12 protein-coding genes are annotated in these 18,975 nt (G+C 72.0%); 5 read left to right on the top strand and 7 right to left on the bottom strand.

Translation table 11 applies throughout. The features are described from left to right. Positions 1-316 precede the first annotated feature (316 nt). A complete protein-coding gene (locus tag OG948_RS51425) occupies positions 317-2,353 on the bottom strand; it encodes a hypothetical protein (RefSeq protein WP_331771970.1) in 2,037 nt (678 codons plus the stop codon). Positions 2,354-2,573: 220 nt separating this feature from the next. Continuing rightward, positions 2,574-3,164, bottom strand: coding sequence for a dihydrofolate reductase family protein (locus OG948_RS51420; protein WP_331771969.1), 591 nt, complete (start codon positions 3,162-3,164; stop codon positions 2,574-2,576). A 395-nt stretch (positions 3,165-3,559) separates the two neighbouring features. Between OG948_RS51420 and nadE the strand changes: the two genes are divergently transcribed. Beyond that, on the top strand, positions 3,560-4,402 hold the full coding sequence (gene nadE, locus OG948_RS51415) for an ammonia-dependent NAD(+) synthetase (RefSeq protein ID WP_331771968.1): 843 nt from the start codon (positions 3,560-3,562) through the stop codon (positions 4,400-4,402). A gap of 207 nt (positions 4,403-4,609) precedes the next feature. Here nadE and OG948_RS51410 read toward each other — a convergent pair whose 3' ends face one another. From OG948_RS51410 to OG948_RS51390, 5 genes are all read right to left on the bottom strand, one after another. After that, positions 4,610-5,305, bottom strand: coding sequence for a DUF305 domain-containing protein (locus OG948_RS51410; protein ID WP_331771967.1), 696 nt, complete (start codon positions 5,303-5,305; stop codon positions 4,610-4,612). 104 nt (positions 5,306-5,409) lie between these two features. After that, positions 5,410-5,706, bottom strand: a complete 297-nt coding sequence (locus tag OG948_RS51405) for a DUF6153 family protein (protein ID WP_331771966.1) — start codon at positions 5,704-5,706, stop codon at positions 5,410-5,412. A 565-nt stretch (positions 5,707-6,271) separates the two neighbouring features. Beyond that, positions 6,272-6,862 carry a TetR/AcrR family transcriptional regulator gene (locus OG948_RS51400; protein ID WP_331771965.1) on the bottom strand — a complete coding sequence of 197 codons (591 nt, stop codon included), beginning with the start codon at positions 6,860-6,862 and terminating at the stop codon, positions 6,272-6,274. Between the two features lie 53 nt (positions 6,863-6,915). Then, positions 6,916-8,394, bottom strand: coding sequence for an MFS transporter (locus OG948_RS51395; RefSeq protein ID WP_331771964.1), 1,479 nt, complete (start codon positions 8,392-8,394; stop codon positions 6,916-6,918). 178 nt (positions 8,395-8,572) lie between these two features. Then, positions 8,573-10,732: an MMPL family transporter gene (locus OG948_RS51390; RefSeq protein ID WP_331771963.1), complete on the bottom strand. Its 2,160-nt coding sequence runs from the start codon at positions 10,730-10,732 to the stop codon at positions 8,573-8,575. A gap of 225 nt (positions 10,733-10,957) precedes the next feature. Here OG948_RS51390 and OG948_RS51385 point away from each other — a divergent pair, with 225 nt between their 5' ends. The 4 genes from OG948_RS51385 (at position 10,958) to OG948_RS51370 (ending at position 18,927) form a co-directional block, all read left to right on the top strand. Then, positions 10,958-11,176 (top strand): hypothetical protein, encoded by a 219-nt coding sequence (locus tag OG948_RS51385; protein ID WP_331771962.1) that lies wholly within the window; start codon positions 10,958-10,960, stop codon positions 11,174-11,176. A 622-nt stretch (positions 11,177-11,798) separates the two neighbouring features. Beyond that, entirely contained in the window at positions 11,799-12,362 is a 564-nt protein-coding gene (locus OG948_RS51380) for a sigma-70 family RNA polymerase sigma factor (RefSeq protein ID WP_331771961.1), read from the top strand. 123 nt (positions 12,363-12,485) lie between these two features. Continuing rightward, a complete protein-coding gene (locus OG948_RS51375) occupies positions 12,486-14,156 on the top strand; it encodes a hypothetical protein (protein ID WP_331771960.1) in 1,671 nt (556 codons plus the stop codon). A 79-nt stretch (positions 14,157-14,235) separates the two neighbouring features. Then, on the top strand, positions 14,236-18,927 hold the full coding sequence (locus tag OG948_RS51370) for an FtsK/SpoIIIE domain-containing protein (RefSeq protein WP_331771959.1): 4,692 nt from the start codon (positions 14,236-14,238) through the stop codon (positions 18,925-18,927). The last annotated feature ends 48 nt before the right edge of the window (positions 18,928-18,975 follow it).

The raw sequence follows: 18,975 nt of genomic DNA, 5'->3' as shown, positions 1-18,975 counted from the left end.
GCACGGGAGTTCCCCGCCGGTTGTGAGGGTTCCAGTCCGCACCTCCGGCCGGGCCGTGACGCTCCGCACGCGGACGGTCCGCCACTCCATCGGGTGAACACAGGGCAGGTGCGCGCCGGCGACACCGGGGCGCCGACGATGCGGTTGTCCCGGCGATCGCGGGACGGCCGGATCCTCGTGTCGCCTCGAGACGGCCGTACCCGCAGGCGTGTGGGGTCGCCCCGGGCCGTCGAGGGTGACCCCACACGCGAGTGGGAACGGCGCACGCGCCGACCAGCGCGTTCGTGATCGGGACTCGCGGCTCGCTGCCGTGCGATCACTGCCGTCCGAAGAGTCGCTTGAATCGGCCCGACCGGGATCCGGCGGGCGGCGCGGAGGGGGCGACGGGCGCGGCATCGTCCGTGCCCGTACCGGCCTTCGCGGTGCGATCGTCCGTCGGTGAGCGCGCGCCCTCGTCCCGCTCGTCCGACGGTCCGCGCTCGTCCTGATCGGAGGCATCGTCGGCCTCTCGGCGGTCCCGTTCGGCCAGGTTTCGCGCCAGGCGCAGGGCGTGTTCGTCCATCCAGGGGCAGCAGAGCATCAGCGCGCAGATCGAGCGCAGGATCGTCACCTCGCGATGTCTGGCGCTCTCGGCGACGTTAATCAGTCGTTCCAGCACGAGTGCGCCGATGTCGTCGCGGGTGTCGGGGTGGGTCCAGGCGACGGCGACCAGCGCGAAGCCGGCGGCCTCGGTGGTCCAGTCCTCGGGTCCGAGCAGCAGGTCGACCAGCACCCGGCGGCGCTCCGACTCCGCCCAGGGCTGGTCGGTGCGGTGGTGGGCGATGCCGAGGCAGGCGAAGGCCTGGACACCGCGGATCCACAACTCGGGTTGGTGGGCCAGGAGTTCACGCCCCAGCGCATCCTCGCGCGGAGCAGGTGGGTGGACCAGGGCACCGAGCAGGTCGGCGAGTTCCAGGCCGGCCAGGCGTACGGCGTGGTCGTAGGCGGCCGGAATGGTCGGCCAGGCGATCTCGGTGGTGACCCGGATCAGCTCGGCTCCCGACGGGGACGGCGCCGGGACGGCGGGATGCGGGTCCAGGCCGTCGAACTCCCAGACCCGGGTGGAGACTTCACGCAGTGGCAGGCGCGGATCCGGCTCGGCCAACGACTGGTACTCGACGGTGCTCCCCGGAAACGCCAGACGCAGCGCCAATTGCGAACTGGGCGGCTCCCATCGGGAGACGTTGCAGCTCAGTTCGCTGCTGCGGTTCTCGGCCGGCGAGCTCAGCACCTGCTGTACCAGGTTGACGGTCGCCTCGGCGGCCGAGTGGACCATGCCCAGCCAGGGCTGTCGCCGCCCGAGTCGGGCCAACAGGTCCAGTGCGTAGTCGTGGTCGGGATGGGCGCGGTGGTGGTCGAACAGGCCCAACAGGTGGGCGATGTCGCCGTCGGACCGGTGGCGCAGACCGTATCGGGCAGGAGCCGCGGTGGGGTGATCCGGTTCGGTGGCCAGGACCCGCTCGAGCCGGTTCAGGCCTTCGGCCGGGCGGTCGGTCGCGCCGTACAGTTCGGCGACGTCCACGGCCAGGTGGGTGTCGAACTCGCGGGCCAGTTGGGCCTCCCAGACCGCCAGGGCCCGGTCGGGGCGGCCATCGGCGCGCAGCGCGTTGCCGAGCATCACCGCGGGCATGTAGCCGGGGGCGATCCGATGCGCGTGTTCGGCGATGCGAACCGCCTCGACGGCGTCACCCATGCGCCTGACGAGTGCGGAGGTCATCACCGACAACAAGACGTGGTCGGGGTGTCGGGCCGCGACCGAGCGCACGAGTTGTTCGAACGGCCTTAGTACGGACCGCTGTTCCTCGGACATCGGGTCCGGTAGGGATGCGATTGCGCGGGAGACCGCCTCCGCGAGCGCGTCCGGGTCGAGAAGTTGTGCCGGTTCCGTCGCGGCCGGCCAGGCCGCCGGGGTCCAGGGCGTGGTGGGGTCGAAGCCGATGGCCGAGGCGATCAGTCCGACGGCGGCGTCCCAGTCGCCGATCGCCGCCTCGACGTAGGCCCGGCAGACCAGCGTGCCCAGGTATATCTCCCCGTCGAGCGGGAAGAGCTCCCGGGCCGCCGCCGGTCCTCCCGCCTTCGCGCACAACTCGGCCAAAGCCTCGTGCAGTTCGGGCAGTTGGGGGTTGCCGAGCATGGCGTCCGCCAAGTGCCGTGCCGCGTGCGGGAGATCGTCGTCGTGCAGGGCCAGTCGGGCCACCGCCACCTCGCCGTCGGCGGCTCCGATGGCCCCCGCGGCCCCGATGTCGGCCTTGTCGCCGCCACCACCGCCGTCCTCCACGGCCCGTGGTTCGTCACCGTGTTCCGGGTGCCGCATGCCCCACTCCCCACGTCGCACGCCTGTGTCGAGGCCCGAGGCTATCGACCGGACCACGTGGGATCACGCCGGGTCGGGGTGGGACCGGGTTCGGCCGGGTCGAACCGGTCGAACCGCGCGCATTTCCGCGGCCGGAGAGCGCACGGCGCCGCGCCGGGGCCCGGCGCTGCCGGCGTCGCGGGCGACGATCCGTATCCCCCGACGCCGGCGATCGCGGGTCCTACGAGCGGGTGTAGGTGAGGAAGGCCGCGCCGCTGTCCAGGACGGTGTGGTCCGTCAGGTTCCAGATGCGCGGGTCGAAGGCGGCCGTGCGGCCGAAGAGGGGGATCCCCGTGCCGATGGTCAACGGGCCGAGCTTGATGATCAACCGGTCGATCTCGGTGTACAGGGCGCCCGCCAGTTCGCCGCCGCCGACCAGCCAGATGTCCTTGCCGTCCTCCTGCTTCAGCTCCCGCACCTTCGCCACCGGATCGCCGGCGACCAGTTCGACCGCCGGGGCGGGGGCCTCGGTCAACGTGGTGGAGAACACCAGGTGGCGCAGATGCGGGAAGGCGTCGGGGATGCCGGCGGCCAGGCCGATCTCGTACGACTTGCGCCCCTCCACGACGGTGTCGAAGTGCGTGCCCTCCGCCGTGATCGACAGCGCGTCCCGGGCCGGGCCGGGCAAGGTCTCGGGGTACTCCCCGGCCAGGTGCCGCAGATAGTCGCCGGGGATCGGCCAGAAGCCGCCGGGTCCCGAGGGGTCGGCGCCGTCCGGACCGGCGATGAAACCGTCGAGCGTGGAGGCGATGTAGTACACGAGCTTGCGCACGGAGGGTCCACTGTGGATCTGTGGATCGATCGCCCTCCGGCCGTTCGGCCGAACGGCGACTTTCATGATCACCTTGCGTCTGACCTGGCACAATACCCGACCGTTCGGATCCCCCCGGCGCAGAACCCACCCTGACCGCGTCGCCCGCGCACGTTGCGTCGACGCCTGCCCGGCCTGACGAGGGCTCACCGTGCGCTGCCACGACGAGCCCCGCTGTCACGACGTCGTCCTCCCCGACGCACGGGCCATCCGCCGACTCCGTGCCCCGGCCCACAGGCGCCGGGGCCGGCCCGCGCGGGGCACCGAACGAGCCCCCTTCCGCACCGGCGCAGGCGGACAACGGGCAGCGCCGCCCGGTCGCCGACCACGTCGATTCCGGCCAGTACAGTACGTGGATGGCGAACCCACGCGAGCAGATTCTCGCCGAACTCGGCGTCAAGGCGACCACCGTGCCCAAGGTCGAGATCCGGCAACGGGTCGACTTCCTCAAGGACTACCTGCGGTCGACCCCGGCCAAGGGCTACGTGCTCGGGATCAGTGGCGGCCAGGACAGCACGCTGACCGGCAGGTTGTGCCAACTCGCGAGCGAGGAGCTGCGGGCCGAGGGGCACGAGGCGGTCTTCGTCGCGGTGCGGTTGCCGTACGGCGTACAGGCCGACGAGCACGACGCGCAGATCGCGTTGGAGTTCGTCAAGCCGGACCGGTCGATCACGGTCGACGTCAAGCCGAGCGCGGACGCCGTCGCCGCCGAGGCGGCGCTCGGCCTGCGGGAGCTGCTCGGCGGCGAGCCCACGCTGCGGGACTTCGTGCGCGGCAACATCAAGGCCCGCGAACGCATGGTGATCCAGTACTCGATCGCCGGCCAGCTCGGCCTGCTGGTCGTGGGCACCGACCACGCGGCCGAGGCGGTGACCGGCTTCTTCACCAAGTACGGCGACGGCGGCGTCGACATCACCCCGCTGACCGGACTGACCAAGCGCCAAGGCGCCGCGCTGTTGCAGGAGTTGGGCGCACCGCCGAGCACCTGGGAGAAGGTGCCGACCGCCGACCTCGAGGACGACCGGCCCGCGCTGCCCGACGAGGTGGCCCTCGGCCTGACGTACACCCAGATCGACGACTACCTGGAAGGCACCGACGTCACGCCCGACCTGGCGGCGAAGGTGGAGTCGGTATACCTCGCGACGCGACACAAGCGGACCGTCCCGGTCACTCCGCTCGACGACTGGTGGCAGGGCTGATCCGGCACGGCAACCGCCGCCGATCGTCCCGAGCGGTCGGGTCGCTCAGGGCGCTCGGATCGCTCGGGTCGGCGATGCCGGCAAGCGTCTCACCCACGTCGTAACCGTCGCCGCCGCCCCGGCCGGCCCCCTTCCTCGGTGCCGGCCCGGACGAGGGCCGAGTCCGCCGTCGCCCGACAAACGCGCGACGGCGAACCCGGGGTGGGATCAGTGGTGCGTGCCGGGCATCGCCGACGTGCTCGGCGTATTCGGGGTGCTCGGCGTCGCGCCGCCCTTCCCGCCGAGGAGTTGTTGCATCCGCCGGATCTCCGTCGCCTGGGAGGTCTTGATCCGTTCGGCGAGCTCGCGGGCGTCGGGGTTGGTGCCCTTGGCGAGTTCGGTGTCGGCCATGGCGATCGCGCCGTTGTGGTGGGCGATCATCATGGCGAGGAACTGCCTGTCGAACTCGGCACCGGTGGACGCCTTGAACCTGGCCATGTCCGCGTCCGACATCATGCCGTCGCCGTGGCTCATGCCGCCGGGTACGGCCGCGGGCTTGCCCCAGCCGGCCGGCCAACCCTTCATCTGTGCGATCTCCGGGGCCTGTGCGGCCTCGATCGCGGCCGCGAGCTTCTTCACCTCGGGGTCGGCTGCCTTGGCCGGGGCTTCCTTGGCCATCTCCACGGCCTGTTCGTGATGCGGGATCATCATCTGCGCGAACATCACGTCCGCGTCGTTGAACGCACCCGCCGATACCGGGGCGGAAGTGCTCGGCGCGGCTTGGGGGTTCGCCGGGGCCGAGGCCGACGGCTTGTCCATGCCGTCCATGTCGTGACCCTTGTCGTCGCTACCGCAGGCGGCGAGGACGAGCGCCGCGGTGGTGGCGGTCGCGGTCAGGGCGATGTTGCGGGACAGTCGTTTCACGGTGGTTCGTCTCCTGGAGGTACCCGGGTCCGCGCGGTGCGACGGCCCGAGGATGCGAAAGCGGGCGCGACGTCACGGGCCGTGGCTCGTGACCGAGCGGCGGCCTATATGCGCAGTACCTGCAGGAGCGAGAGTTCCGGTGGTCCGGGCGGGGGCAGGCCCGACACGAACCGCGCCGCTCGCGCCCGCGGACGGAACGCGGGCAGATCGCGGGCGCGGCGAAGGGCGAGTAGGGCAAGCGCCGTGGCGAGCGCGCCGAGGCCGGCGAACAGGACCGCCAGGCACATCGAGGCCGGGTCGGTCCCGTGCTCGGACCCGTGCTTGTCGCCGGACCCGTCCCCCGGCGCGCAGTCACCGCGCGGGCACGCCTCCCCGTGACCGGTCGCGGGTTCGTTCGTCACCGCATGATCCACGGCAGCGGCCGCGACACCCATCCCTGCGACGGACTCGGCCCCCGACACGGCGACTGGCTCGACCTGCGACGCGACGCCGGACCCGGCAACCAACGCGACGCCGGACAGCGCGCCGGACCCGGAATCAGACGCCCCGCCGGACCCGACAACGGTGCTCGCCGGGTGGCCCAGGGTGTGCATGCCGACCACACCACACGCGAGCACGACGAGCAGGATCCACCGGGTGAGCACACCGACCCGCCGGTTTCGCCCGCGGGAGGCGGATCGGGTCGTGGGGACCACGTCGCTCACCTCCCGTCTCGCGTCGCCGGCGTACCGACACCGGCATCGACACCGGCACCGGCATCCGCACCGGTCGCGTCCCATGGTGCCGGCTCGGCGATGTCCCACGCCGACAGGGCGTACCCGGAAGGACTTTGCCGTCGACCGCGCGATCGACCGACCGTGCCGCCGACCGCCGGCGGCGTTCCCTCCCGACACCGCCCGGACCACGACACCCACCGGACCGGCGTGCCGGGGCCGAACCCAGCGTCCGCGACCGGGTGTCGGCGCCTCACCCGGGTACGGCCAGGACCGTGCGCAGCGTCGCGGCGATGGTCTCGCCCGCGGCGGCGCGATCGAGGCGGCCCGCGTCGACCTCGTCGGCGGCGGTGTGGATCAGGCCGTAGTACGCCGCGGTGAGCCACGCGGCGGGCACGTCGGTACGGATGTCGCCCTCACGCCGACCGCGCTCGACGAGTTCGTCGACCCTGGCCAGGACGTGGGCGTGCTGCCGGCGCAGGCTCGCCTCACCCAAGGCCTTCAGGGCCGCCGTACGCAGGCCCCGGCAGCGGTCCAGCACCTGCCAGCCCTCGCGGGCCAGTCGGGTCAGCGCCTGCGGGGCGGGTCCGACGGTGATCCCGGCGTCGTCCATCGCGGCGTGCAGCTCGCCCAGCACTTCCTTGATCGCGGCCTCGATCAACACCTCGCGGGAGCCGAAGTGCCCGTACAGGGTCACCCGTCCGACCCCGGCCGCTCGCGCGATGTCGGTCATCGTGACGTCGGGATCGCGCGCGAAGGCGCCGATCGCGGCGGCCAGGATCGCGGCGATGTTGCGTTCGGCGTCCGCCCGTCGACGTGTGCCGGATGGTGGTGTCGCGCCCATGGTGGTCAACCCTACGGTCGGGAACGTGGTGGTGGTCGTGCGGGCGGCGCTGCTCAGTGCACGTGCCGCGGGCCGTCGGAGACCGGCGGCCTGCCCGCCGGCACGAGTACGAGCACCACGAGCGCCGCGACGAGGGCCGTGCCGGCGCAGGCCCGGAACGCGTCGGTGTAGCCATCGACGACGCCGGCATCGGCCCCGGCGACGAGGCTGGGCGCGGCGATCGCCGACGCCAGGGCGACGCCGAGCGCGCCGCCGAGTTCGTGGAAGGTGTTGACGACCCCCGAGGTGATGCCCGCCTCGTGGGGTCGTACATGGGCCATCGCGGTCGTGGTCGCCGCGACGAACGCGGGTCCCACGCCCGCCGCGGCCAGGGCCAGTCCGGGGACGATGTCGAGCGTGTCGCCGCCGTGAGCGGGCAACCGGCTCAGCCACAGCGCCCCGGCCGCGGCGATCGTCAGGCCGAGGGCTCCCACCGGCCGGGCGCCGAGGCGGCCGACGAGCAGACCCCCGACGTGCGCCCCGAGGGTCACCGCGACGGCGACCGGGAGGAAGGCCGCTCCGGTGCGCAACGGGCCGAATCCGAGCGTGTGTTGCATGTAGAGCGAACCGAGGAAGAACAGCGGGATCATCAGCGCGCTCGCCACCGTCATCACGAACGCGCCGGAGACGACGGGCCGTCGGGTCAGCAGCGCCAAGGGCACCAGTGGATGGCGGGTCGCACGTTCGACGCATACGAAGAGCGTGTACCCGACGGCGGCACCGGCGAGCGGCACCAGTGTCCAGGGCGACTCCCAGCCGACCTCGCCCGCACGGGTCACGCCCAGGATCAGCGCCACGGTGCCCCCGGTGGCCGCGAGCGCGCCCGGCAGGTCCGGACGTGCGCCCGAGGCGATCCGCGGCTCCGCCGGTATCACCGACACCGCCAGGGCCGAAACGGTCAGGCCGATGGGGACGTTGGCGAAGAAGATCCATTCCCAGCCCGGCCCGGCGGTCGCCAGTCCGCCGACCAGGACCCCGGCCGCCGCGCCCGCGCCGCCGATCGCGGCCCACACCCCGAGGGCGCGGTTGCGCTCGCGGCCGTGGAAGGTGACTGTCACGAGCGCGAGCGCGGACGGCGACAACAGCGCGGCGGCGGCTCCCTGGGCGACGCGGCCGGCCAGCAGCACCGCGCCGTTGGGCGCGAAGCCGGCCGCCAGCGACGCGGCGGTGAAGACGGCCAGGCCGAGCAGAAATCCGGTCCGCCGACCCAGCGTGTCCGCGATCCGGCCGCCGAGGATCATCAGGCCGCCGAAGGTGAGCGCGTAGGCGGTGACCACCCAGGTCAGGGATTCCCGCCCCAAGCCCAGGTCCGCGCCGATGCTCGGCAGCGCGACGTTCACCACCGTGACGTCCAGGATCAGCATGAACTGCGCGACGCACACCAGGGTCAGCACGAACCACCGCCGGCTCGGCGCGGACTCGTGCGCGGCGTCGTGCGCGTGGTGGTCGGCGCCGCCGCCCGTGTGGTGGACGCCGTGGGTGTCGTGGGTCAAGGTCCGCTCCTTCGCCGGCGACACGAGCCGCCGGGCCGGCCTTCCGAATCCGGGCCCGTCGACACATGCCGCTATCCCGTACAGGTGTGTACGGGATAGCGAACCGCAAGCATTGAACATGTACAACTGTGTTCGAGTTAGCTGCCCGGCCCTGGCTGCGGGCGGAGACCGCCCCGGCTCACGGGCCTGTTCGGGACTCGCTCGAATCCGGCCCGGCCGGCGGTGTCGGGTGCGTGTGCCGCGCGTCCCTGCGCCACAGGGCGCTCGGCCACCACATGCGTTCGCGCAGGTCGAGGATCAGCGCGGTGACGACCACGGAACGCACCACCAGCGTGTCGACCAGCACACCCAGTGCCACCGCGAAGCCGATCTCGGCGAACCCGACGATCGGCAGCGTCGCCAGGGCGGCGAAGGTGCCGGCGAGGACCAGACCGGCCGAGGTGATCACGCCGCCGGTCGCCGCGAGGCCGGTCAACGCACCGGTCCGGGTGTCGCTGCGGATGCTCTCCTCCCGCACCCGGGTGGTCAGGAAGATGTTGTAGTCGATACCCAGCGCGACCAGGAAGACGAAGACGAGCAGGGGGAAGGAGGTGTCCTCGGCGGGGAAGTCGAAGATGTGCCGGAACACCAGCGCGCTGACACCGAGCGCCGCGGTGAACGACAACACCACGGTGGCGATCAGCACCACCGGGGCGACCACGGCCCGCAGCAGCAGCGCCAGGATGATCAGCACGACCGCGAGGATGACCGGGATCAGCAGCTTCTCGTCCCGCACCGACGCCCGGTTGCTGTCGAGTTGGGCCGCCGTACCGCCGCCCACGAGCGCGTCGGCCTGCGGCACCGCGTGCACCGCGGCGCGGGCGTCGTCGACCGTGTCCTGGGCCGCGCCGCTGTCGGCGGCGTCGGTGAGGGTGGCCTCCACGTACGACCGCCCGTCACGCTCCGCGGGAACGTCCGGCGGCACCACGATGCTCTCGGGCACCACGCCGGATACGGTCGCCAGCGACGCGCGGACCGCGTCCAGGGACGATGTGTTCGCGACCACCTGGAGCGGCTGCCCGGTACCCGCCGGGAAGTAGCGGGCCTGCACCGTCTGGCCGACCACCGAATCGGGTTTGCCGGTGAAGCTCTCGGCGGTGGTGAGCCCTTCGGCGTTCAGCGCCAGCAGGCCGAACGACAACGCGCCCAGGGCCGCGACGGTACCGATCCACACCGCGCGCGGCCGGCGGGCGATGCGCCGACCGGTCCGGGCCCACAGGCCCGTCTCGGTGGGCTCGGGCGAGCCCAGGTGCGGGATCACCGGCCAGAAGATCCATCGCCCGAGGATGAGCAGCACCGCCGGGAACAGGGTCAGCATCACGAGCAGGGCCACCGCGACGCCGATCGCGGCGACGGGACCCAGGCCGTTGGTGGAGTTCATCTCGGCGGCGAGCAGACACAGCATGCCGAGGATCACGGTCGAGGCACTGGCGATCACCGCGGGGCCGGCGCGATGCAGGGCGAGCGCCATCGCCTCGTGTCGATCCTCGTGACGGCGCAGTTCCTCACGGTAGCGGGCGACGAGCAACAGCGCGTAGTCGGTGCCGGCACCGAACACCAGGACGGTCAGAATGCCCGCGCTCTGCGCGTTGACCACCAGCGACGCGTGCCGGGCCAGCACGTAGATCAGCGCCTGCGCGACGAACAGCGCACCGACCACACACACCACCGGGACCAGGAGCAGCGTCGGGCTGCGGTAGGTGAACAGCAGGATCACCACGACCACGGCCAGCGCCGCGAACAGCAGGGTCCCGTCGATGCCCTGGAACGCGTCGCTGCTGTCGGCGGCGACCCCGCCGGGGCCGGTGATGTGCGTTTCCAGGCCGTTGTCGGGGTTGTCGTCCAGGACCGCGCGGATCTCGTCCACGGCCTTGCCGATGGAGTTCCACCCGTTGTCACCGAAGGTGATCGGCACCAGGACGAGCGCGGCGCGTGGGGCCTCCGCCCGATCGAGGATGGGGCCCTGCACCTGGGCGCCGACGATCCCGTGGGCGGTCAGGGTGCGCATCTGCGCGGCGTCGGAGGCGATGATCCGGTTGTCGGCCGGTGTCAGACCGGACGAGCGCGCGAACACGACCACGGCTGTGACGTTCTGCGGCAGGAAGTCCTTGGACTGGTCGACGACCTTGGTCGACTCGGCGTTGCCCGGCAACCACGCGGAGGCGTCGTTCTTCTCGGCGTCCGTCAACTTGCTTGCCGCCGGCCCGGCCGCGGCGAGTACCACGACCCACAACACAAGGATGATCCACTTGGCGCGCCGACCGCATACCAGCCGCGCGGCTCGCCCCGCTCCGCCCATCGTGGCCACCTCCACCGCTCGAACGTGTTCTGGTGTCGCCCGAGGTGCACTCTCACCAGGATGGCATCGGGCCTGCGATCACGCGCCCGCTGGAACACTGCGCACGAGCGGAACGCTGCGAACGGGCGCCTCCGGTGCGGCGATCCGCGTCCGGCGCGGGTGGGGGCGGCCCGCCCGCGGCACGGCGAATGGCCGATCGTCGCCCGCCGCGCGACCGTGGAGGACATGAGCGACAAAGCACACGGCCGCTTCGACCTGGTGGTCCAGGCGTATCCCCCGGGGCAGCCGTACCGACTGGTGATGCTCGCCGACGGCTCCTACCGCCGACTGCACAGCCGTCGCGAACTCGACGAACTGGCCGCGCGTCTCGGCCTCGACCCCGCGGACCGCGATCGGGTCGCGTGGGAGGGCGGCGACGAGTGGCCCGAGAGCGACGCCCGATGACCCGGCCACCCTCGGCGCGGCCAGGGCACACGGTGTAGCCGAGGGCACACGAACCGAACCCTCGACTCCTCATGATCGAGCCGGCCGGCCGAGACGGAATCACATCCGACGAGCCGACCGAGCCGACCGGGAATCCCGTCGGCGACCAACTCATCGTCGCCGTTACCCACATCGTTCATATCGCGAACCAGTTCGAACAACGTGCTCGGATCTTTGGAAGTCGGATCCTTCACCCGATTTCCCTCCCCCTACCGAAATTTCCCCGGGAAGACGTAAAGGATCCGGTGTCGGTTCGGCATGGCACCCATCAATTCGTCGATACCTGGGGCGCGGACCTCGAATCGAAAGAAATGGCGCGGTGGGCATGCGGATCCGGACACGGAGCGGGCGAACTCGATCGGATGTCTCGGGCATCCCGGTCGTATCACTCCCGCGGGAACGCCCACGACAAGTAATCCCGGCAGAGCGATCAGGAACGTTTCCCGGTCGATCCGTGGCGTCCGCGGCAAACACCGGACGTCGAATCCTCAAATTCAGCACAGATCCAACGAACCTGTAGTCCGCCCTGGTTAGTGTTCGCGGTTCCGAGCCGACACATCGGGGGAAGCGAGGATCCGGGGACGTGACAGCCATCTGTACCCATGACCGTGACACCGGCAGCCAGGCACACCCGACGCCCGAGAGCGAACTCGCCGAACTCGCCGAACTGGTCTACCGGCGCTACTCCATGCAGTTGTTGTCCTTCTGCCTCAAGCTCACCGGCGGAGACCGACCGTGGGCCGAGGACGTCGTCCAGGAGACCATGCTGCGGGCGTGGCGCAACGCGGACTCGATCGCCGACGCCGCGTCGGACCTGATGCCGTGGCTGGCGACGGTGGCGCGCCGAATCGTCATGGACGATCGTCGTGCGCGCCGCGCCCGACCGCAGGAGTGCAGCCCCGAACCGCTGGAGTACGTGGCGGCCGACGACCAGTGGGAGCCCCTGCTCTGGAAGATGGCCGTGGCCGACGCACTGCCCTCGCTCACCGCCGCGCATCGCGAGATCCTCACCGAGACGCTGTTGCGCGACCGTGAACTCAAGCAGGCCGCCGAGATCCTCGGCATCCCGGTGGGAACGGTGAAGTCCCGTATCCACTACGCGATCCGAGCCCTGCGTCAGGCTCTGGACGAGGGCAGTGCAGGATGAACGCGGCGCAGGGGGAGCGCGGCGCACGATAGGCACCCGGGATTCCATGGTGTGTCGCCCTGAAGGCACGGCACCGCGACCGGGTGATTCCCTGGACGTCCGTTGGGAGGAGTTACCCGGCACATGAGGAACACCGATCCGCTCGACTTCTTCACGAACCACCGTGACACGATCCTCCGTTGGGGCGGCATCTCCGCTGCCGTCCTGATCCTCTTCCTGATCATCCGATCCATCGCGATGCGATTCGGTGGGTGGAAGGCGGCATCGCGTCGCCTGGGTCGGGAAATCGCGCTGACGGCATACGCGTTCGGTGCCCCGATGCGGACCTGGCTGCGCTACCGACGCTCGGTGCGGCTGCTGGTGGCGCGATTGGGCGCGAGCACGACCTGGCGGGACGCGGAACGTGCGCTGGTGGCGGCCAAGTTCGCCGCCGCTCCCGGTCAGCCGTATGCCGCCGTCGTCGGCGACGACACGGTGACGGTGCTGTTCGCCGCCGCCGATATGCCGCCGCCTTCGGGCCTGTGGCAGCCGGTGCCGGACGACCCCTGGGCCTGGACGGCCTCCAGGGCACAGCTGCCGTCGGTCACGCCGGACGCCGAGGGAAGCAGACCGGTCGTCGTCGCCTTGGGCGAGCGCGACCGGGACTGTGTGTTCCTCGACCTGGTGGTCGGCCCGCCGATGGTGTGCGTGCAGGGCGATCCTCGGTCGGGACCGGCACTGTTCCAGGCCGTCGCGGCGCAGCTCGACGCGCGGCTGCCGGGTGGACAGGTCGTGGTCGCCGACGGGGTGCACCGCGACGTACCCGGACCGCCGGTACGGGACGCGTACCGAACCGCCCGCGCCACGCCGCCTCGACTGGGCCTGCCGGTGTTCCTGGCGACCCCGGAACTGCCCGACCCGCTGCCGCCCGAACTCGCCGAGCCGCAGGGCGATTCACCCTCGTTGCGCGTGCTGCTCGGCGGACCGGGGCGGAGCCACGTACGGACGTTGTCGACCGATGTGCACGGTCGAGTCGGCGTACCCGGAACCCCGTTGGTGGTCTCGTGCAACGCACTCGGGGCTGCCCTCGCCCGGGTGCTGCCGACCGTTCCGCCGGTGCTTCCGCCCGTCCCCGCGCCGGTTTCCCGGGCCGGGGCGGGTCACGCCGAGTGGTTCGTGGAGGAGGAGAGCGGAACCGCGGTCGCGGAACCGCAGGCGGCGCGGACGACAACGGCGGATCCGGTGACGACCCTGGAACCGGCCGGAACCATGGCGTCGGCGGTCTCGGCACGTACCGCCGTCGCGGAGCCGCCCGCGCGATCGTCGGGCGGACAGGCCGCTCCGGGTACGTCCCGGCCGGCGGCGTGGAGCACACGCCCCGCGTCGCCTGTCGCCAACACGGGCCCCGAGCCCGCTCCTTCCGTCGGCGAACCGGCGGCCGGGACCCCCGCACGGACGTCGACCGCGACGGTGTCGGCGACCCTGACATCGGACCACGAACCGCCGTTCTCACCCGCCGTGTCGGCCCGAGGGAATCCGACGTCGGAGCGGGAGCCGAAGCCGCCGACTCCGAACGACGGTCCGGAACAGGCTCCCGTCCCCGACCCGACACCCGAGCCCGACCCGACACCCCAACCCGAACCGACACCGCAGCCCGACCCGACACCCCAACCCGAACCGACACCCGAGCCCGAACCCACCCACGACCCCGGCCCCGAACCGACACCCGACCCCGAACCCACACGAGAACCCGACGCCGCGAACCACCCGACGGCAGGCCCCCAGCCCCCGTCTCCTCCCGCACCGCCGTCATAGGCCGCCGCCCACCACTTCCCGACCGTCCCCCGCGGTCCACCCCCACCCCGCCGTCTCGCCCTCCCCGCGAGAGAGTTGGATGCCCGTGAATCTCGCCGTCACCACCACCGATCCGCAGGGCCGCCGCGCCGATCACCTGCTGGACGTCCCCGATTCGGCGACCGTCGCCGAACTCGGTTCAGTGCTCGGCGCCGCCGACCTGTTCCTGGGGAGTCGACGGCTCAACCCCGACGTGCGCGTGGGCGCGAGCGGCATCCGCACCGGGGCGCTGCTCGGCCTCGACACTCCCGCGCCGACCGAGACGGCGACGCGCGCGTGGCGACCGCCCGGGTCGGATCCGGTGCTCGTCACCGTGCGCCACGCATCGGGACCCGGTGCGGGTCGGGTGTGGCGGCTCGGCCCGGGGCGTCACGAGGTCGGCACGGACCGGGCGTGTGCGTTGCGGCTGGACGGCGGCGAGGCACCCGCACAGGGCACGTGGATCACGGTCGCCACGAACGGATCCGTCACGGTCGCGCTGCCGGACGACGCGGACGAGGACCGGTGCGGCCTGCGCAGCCTCACCCCGCCGCCGCCCGTGGATCCGATCACCGGAACGCCGCTCACCGCCGAGGAGCCGGCCGGGACGCAGGAGGGCGGCCCCGGCGGGCACTCCACCGAGCCCGCGCCACCGGGGCCGGACGGGCTGCCGAGCGCGCCGCCGTTGCCGCCGATCGGTTGGCTTCCACCGCCCGACGACGGCTCGCTCCCCTGGCCGACGTACGCCGACCTGTCGCTCGGCGAGCATCTCCTGCGCCTGGGCCCACCGGACGAGCCCGAGGCGGCGGTGCGCGCGTCGTCGGACGGACTCGGCGTGGAGTACAACCGACCGCCGCGCATCGCGCCGCACCTGGACGGCGAGTCGATCCGGATGATGGGTCCGCCGACCGACAACACCAAGCGGCCCTTCCCCTTCCTGATGATGATGGCCCCGCTCGTGATGGGCCTGGCGATGATGTTCCTGTTCCGGAGCCTGTTCTTCGTCGTCTTCGTGTTCTTCACACCGATCATGGCGCTCGGCAACTGGGTCTCGGGTCGGCGCAGCGGGCGCAAGCAGTACGAGGAGGCGAAGCGGGTCTTCCGGATCCGCCGGTCGGCCCTGGAACTGGAGATGCGGCGCGCGACCGTGGAGGAACGCGGGCTGCGCAACACGACGTTCCCGGATCCCGCGGCGGTCCTGCTGACCGCGACCGGGCCGGGCCTGGGTCTGTGGCAGCGCCGTCGCCGGGACACCGACCACATGACCATCCGGCTGGGCACGCTTACCCGCGCGTCGCTCAAGCGCATCGACGACCAGGCGCGCGAGACGCACTACCGGCAGGTCAACTGGCGTCTGGCCGACGTGCCGTTCGGTGTCGAGATGGCGGACTTCGGCGTGCTGGGCATCAGCGGCCCCGGGGCCGCGCCGCGCCGGATCGCGAGTTGGGCGGTGATCCAGACGGCCGTGCTGCACAGCCCGCGCGACGTGCGCATCGTCGTGTTGACCGAGGACGAGCACGCCGACGCGTGGCAGTGGGTCCGCTGGTTGCCGCACCTGCGGCCGGGCCGGGCGGGCGCGGCGGTGGTCGGGCTGGGCACGGATCCCGAGAGCACCGCGCATCGGGTCAACGAGTTGATCGCCGACATCCAGACCCGCGTCGACTCCGCGCAGTCGGCGCTGGGCCGCACGCTGCTGCGCGTACCGGACGTCCTGGTGGTCCTGGACGGCGCCCGTCGGTTGCGCGATGTGCCGGGCGTGATCGAGGTGTTGACGACCGGTCCGGCCGTGCGCGTGTTCAGTCTGTGCCTGGAGGAACGCGAACACCAGTTGCCGGAGGAGTGCACGGCCGTGGTGACCGCGAACGGCGCTCGCCTGAACGTGAAGGCGTCGCACGTTCCGGAGGTGGCGGACGTGCGGGCCGATCTGGTCGACCCGGCCTGGTGCGAGGAGGTCGCGCGGGCGATCGCGCCGATGCGCGACGTCACCGTGGACAGCGACTCGGGCCTGCCGGCCGAGGTCGCGCTGCTGCCGCTGATCCGCCAGGAGCCGCCGGACGCGGACGTCGTGGTGGGCGAGTGGGCGCGCCGCCCGGCGTCCACGACGTTCGTGCTGGGCTCCGGGTACGAGGGCACCCTGCGGCTGGACCTGGTCCGCGACGGCCCGCACGGCCTGATCGGCGGAACCACCGGATCGGGCAAGTCGGAACTGCTCCAGACCGTGATCGCCTCGCTCGCCGCGGCCAACCGGCCCGACGAACTCACCTTCGTCCTGGTCGACTACAAGGGCGGCAGCGCGTTCCGCGAATGCGCCGAACTGCCGCACACACTCGGCATGATCACCGACCTCGACGGTCATCTGGTCAAACGTGCCCTGGCCTCCCTGGACGCCGAACTCCGGCGCCGCGAGACGGTCCTGAACGAGGTCGAGGCCAAGGACCACACCGAGTACCGGATCAAGCGCTCGCGCGATCCGCGACTGCCCGCGCTTCCCCGACTCATCCTGGTGATCGACGAGTTCGCCACCCTGGTCCGCGAACTGCCGGACTTCGTCCCCGGTCTGATCAGCCTCGCCCAGCGCGGCCGGTCGCTGGGCCTGCACCTGCTGCTGGCCACCCAGCGGCCGGGCGGCTCGGTCAGCAACGAGATCAAGGCCAACACCAACCTGCGGATCGCCCTGCGCGTCACCGACCGTTCGGAGAGCCAGGACATCATCGACAGCGGCGACGCCGCCGGGATCTCGCCGAACAATCCGGGTCGGGCGCTGGTCCGCCGGGGTGAGGGCGCACCCACGCCGTTCCAGACCGCGTTCGTCGGCGCGGAGCGGCCCGGTGCGATCCCGAGCGCGGTCGCCGAGGCCGCCGCGTCCCGGCCGGTACGCGGCGTGCAACTCGGCTGGCAGCGCCTGGGTCGCCCGCTGGACCTCTCGGTCCTGGGTCCGGACTCGCACGCCGACCCGCAGGAGGGTGGTACGACGACGCCGTCCGAGGAACAGCCCACCGACCTGCGCGCGTTGGTGGACGTGCTGCGCGAGGCGGCGGACCGACTGCCCGACTTCGAGCCGCTGCCCAGTCCCTGGCTGCCGGCGCTGGACGGCCGGCTGCGTCTCGACGATCTGCCGGCCATCCCGGAACCCGAGCCCGGCGCGCTGCCGATGGTCCCCTACGCGCTGCTCGACATCCCGCAGTTGCAGTCCCGACGGCTGGCCGCGATCGACTTCGCGACCTTCGGGCACCTGTACATCATCGGCGCACCCCGCTCGGGCCGCACCCAGGTCCTGCGCAGCATCGCGGGCGCGGCGGCCCTCACCATCCCCTGCTCGGACCTGCACATCTACGCCATCGACGCGGCGGGCGGCGGGCTGGGCGTATTGGAGGCGCTGCCGCATTGCGGCGCGGTCGTCTCGCGCCACGACGCGGAGCGCATGGAACGGCTGATCACCCGCCTGTCCGGCGAACTGACCCTGCGACAGCGGCTCATCGCGCAGCACGACTGCGCAGGCGTCACCGAACTGCGGGCCAAGCTGCCCAAGGACCGCCGACCCGCGCACCTGGTGTTCATGGTGGACGGCTGGGACGCACTGAGCAACATGCTCGACGACTACGACGGCGGCCGGCTGTACGCCGAATTCGTGCGGCTGTTGCGTGAAGGGCAGGCGGCCGGGATCCACGTGATCGCCACCTCCGAGCGCCTGCTGCTGGGTGGACGCCTCGCGGCGCACAACGACCGCAGGCTGTTGTTGCGGCAGACCGACCCGGGCGACTTCACGCTCATCGGCATTCCCCGCAACAGCGTTCCGACGCATGTCCCCCCGGGTCGCGGCTGGTTCGCACCGGGAGCGGTCGAGGCCCAGATCGCGTTGTTGCCCTCGATCGCCGAGTCGTCCGGCGGCCGGCCGTCGACCGAGCAGCCGTCGACGGCCTCTGCCCTGGGTGCCGTCGAGGAAGGTGACACCTCTGCGGGCGACCAGAGCGACCAGGCCGAGGCGATGCGGGATTTGGCTCGGCGGGCGATGATCCGCGACACCAACGTGCCCGGCGTACGGCGGCCGTTCCGGGTCAACGAGATGCCGACGCTGATCGGCTTCCAGGAGGCCCACGACCGGGTGCCGCAGGCGCTGCGCACGCCGCTGCGGGCCCTGTTGGGCGTGGGGGGCGACGCGGTCGAACCGCTGAGCTACGACTTCTCGGACGGCGCCGGGTCGTTCATGGTCACCGGGCCGCCGCGCAGCGGGCGCAGCACGGCGTTGGCCGCCATGTGCGTGTCGCTGCTGATGAGCGGTACCCATCTGATCGTGCTCACGCCGCGCGACTCACAGTTGCGCAAGCTGGCCGCGCACGGCCTCGCCGAGGTGCTCACCGACCCCGATCCGTCCCCGGAGGAACTGAACGAGGCGTTGGCGGCGGTAGAGGGGAAGCCGGTGGTGGTCGTGGTGGACGACGCCGATCTCATGCTGGCGTGCGACGCCGACTCGGTGCTGCGGAAGTTGGCGACGTCGGGCCGCGACCGCGGGCAGGGTCTGTTGTTGGCCGGCACGGCGGAGTCGATGAGTTCGCTGGGCTGGGTCGGCATGGCCCGCAGGTCCCGCCGCGGCCTGCTGTTGGGGCCGAAGACCCTGGGCGAGGGAGACCTGATCGGGGTCAGGTTGTCGGCCGAGCAGGTCCGCGCGTCGCTGGGTCCGGGTCGGGGCTGGACCGCGGGCGACGCGGGGTCGGCGATCGCGGTGCAGGTGCCGCTCACGGTCCTGGACGGCTGACGGCCAAGAGCGCGCACGGCACCCACGCGCGAGGCGGGGCGGGGCGGC

The organism is Embleya sp. NBC_00888 (assembly GCF_045207655.1).
Classification (GTDB): domain Bacteria; phylum Actinomycetota; class Actinomycetes; order Streptomycetales; family Streptomycetaceae; genus Embleya.
The sequence above is the reverse complement of the archived record's forward strand: the minus strand, read 5'-3'. Positions and strand labels throughout refer to the sequence as shown.

What these genes read in the sequence shown, in the direction of transcription:
- OG948_RS51370 (WP_331771959.1), top strand. Translation starts at nt 14,236, where the DNA reads ATGCCCGTGAATCTCGCCGTCACCACCACCGATCCGCAGGGCCGCCGC.
- OG948_RS51425 (WP_331771970.1), bottom strand. Translation starts at nt 2,353, where the DNA reads ATGCGGCACCCGGAACACGGTGACGAACCACGGGCCGTGGAGGACGGC.
- nadE (WP_331771968.1), top strand. Translation starts at nt 3,560, where the DNA reads ATGGCGAACCCACGCGAGCAGATTCTCGCCGAACTCGGCGTCAAGGCG.
- OG948_RS51400 (WP_331771965.1), bottom strand. Translation starts at nt 6,862, where the DNA reads ATGGGCGCGACACCACCATCCGGCACACGTCGACGGGCGGACGCCGAA.
- OG948_RS51375 (WP_331771960.1), top strand. Translation starts at nt 12,486, where the DNA reads ATGAGGAACACCGATCCGCTCGACTTCTTCACGAACCACCGTGACACG.
- OG948_RS51390 (WP_331771963.1), bottom strand. Translation starts at nt 10,732, where the DNA reads ATGGGCGGAGCGGGGCGAGCCGCGCGGCTGGTATGCGGTCGGCGCGCC.
- OG948_RS51385 (WP_331771962.1), top strand. Translation starts at nt 10,958, where the DNA reads ATGAGCGACAAAGCACACGGCCGCTTCGACCTGGTGGTCCAGGCGTAT.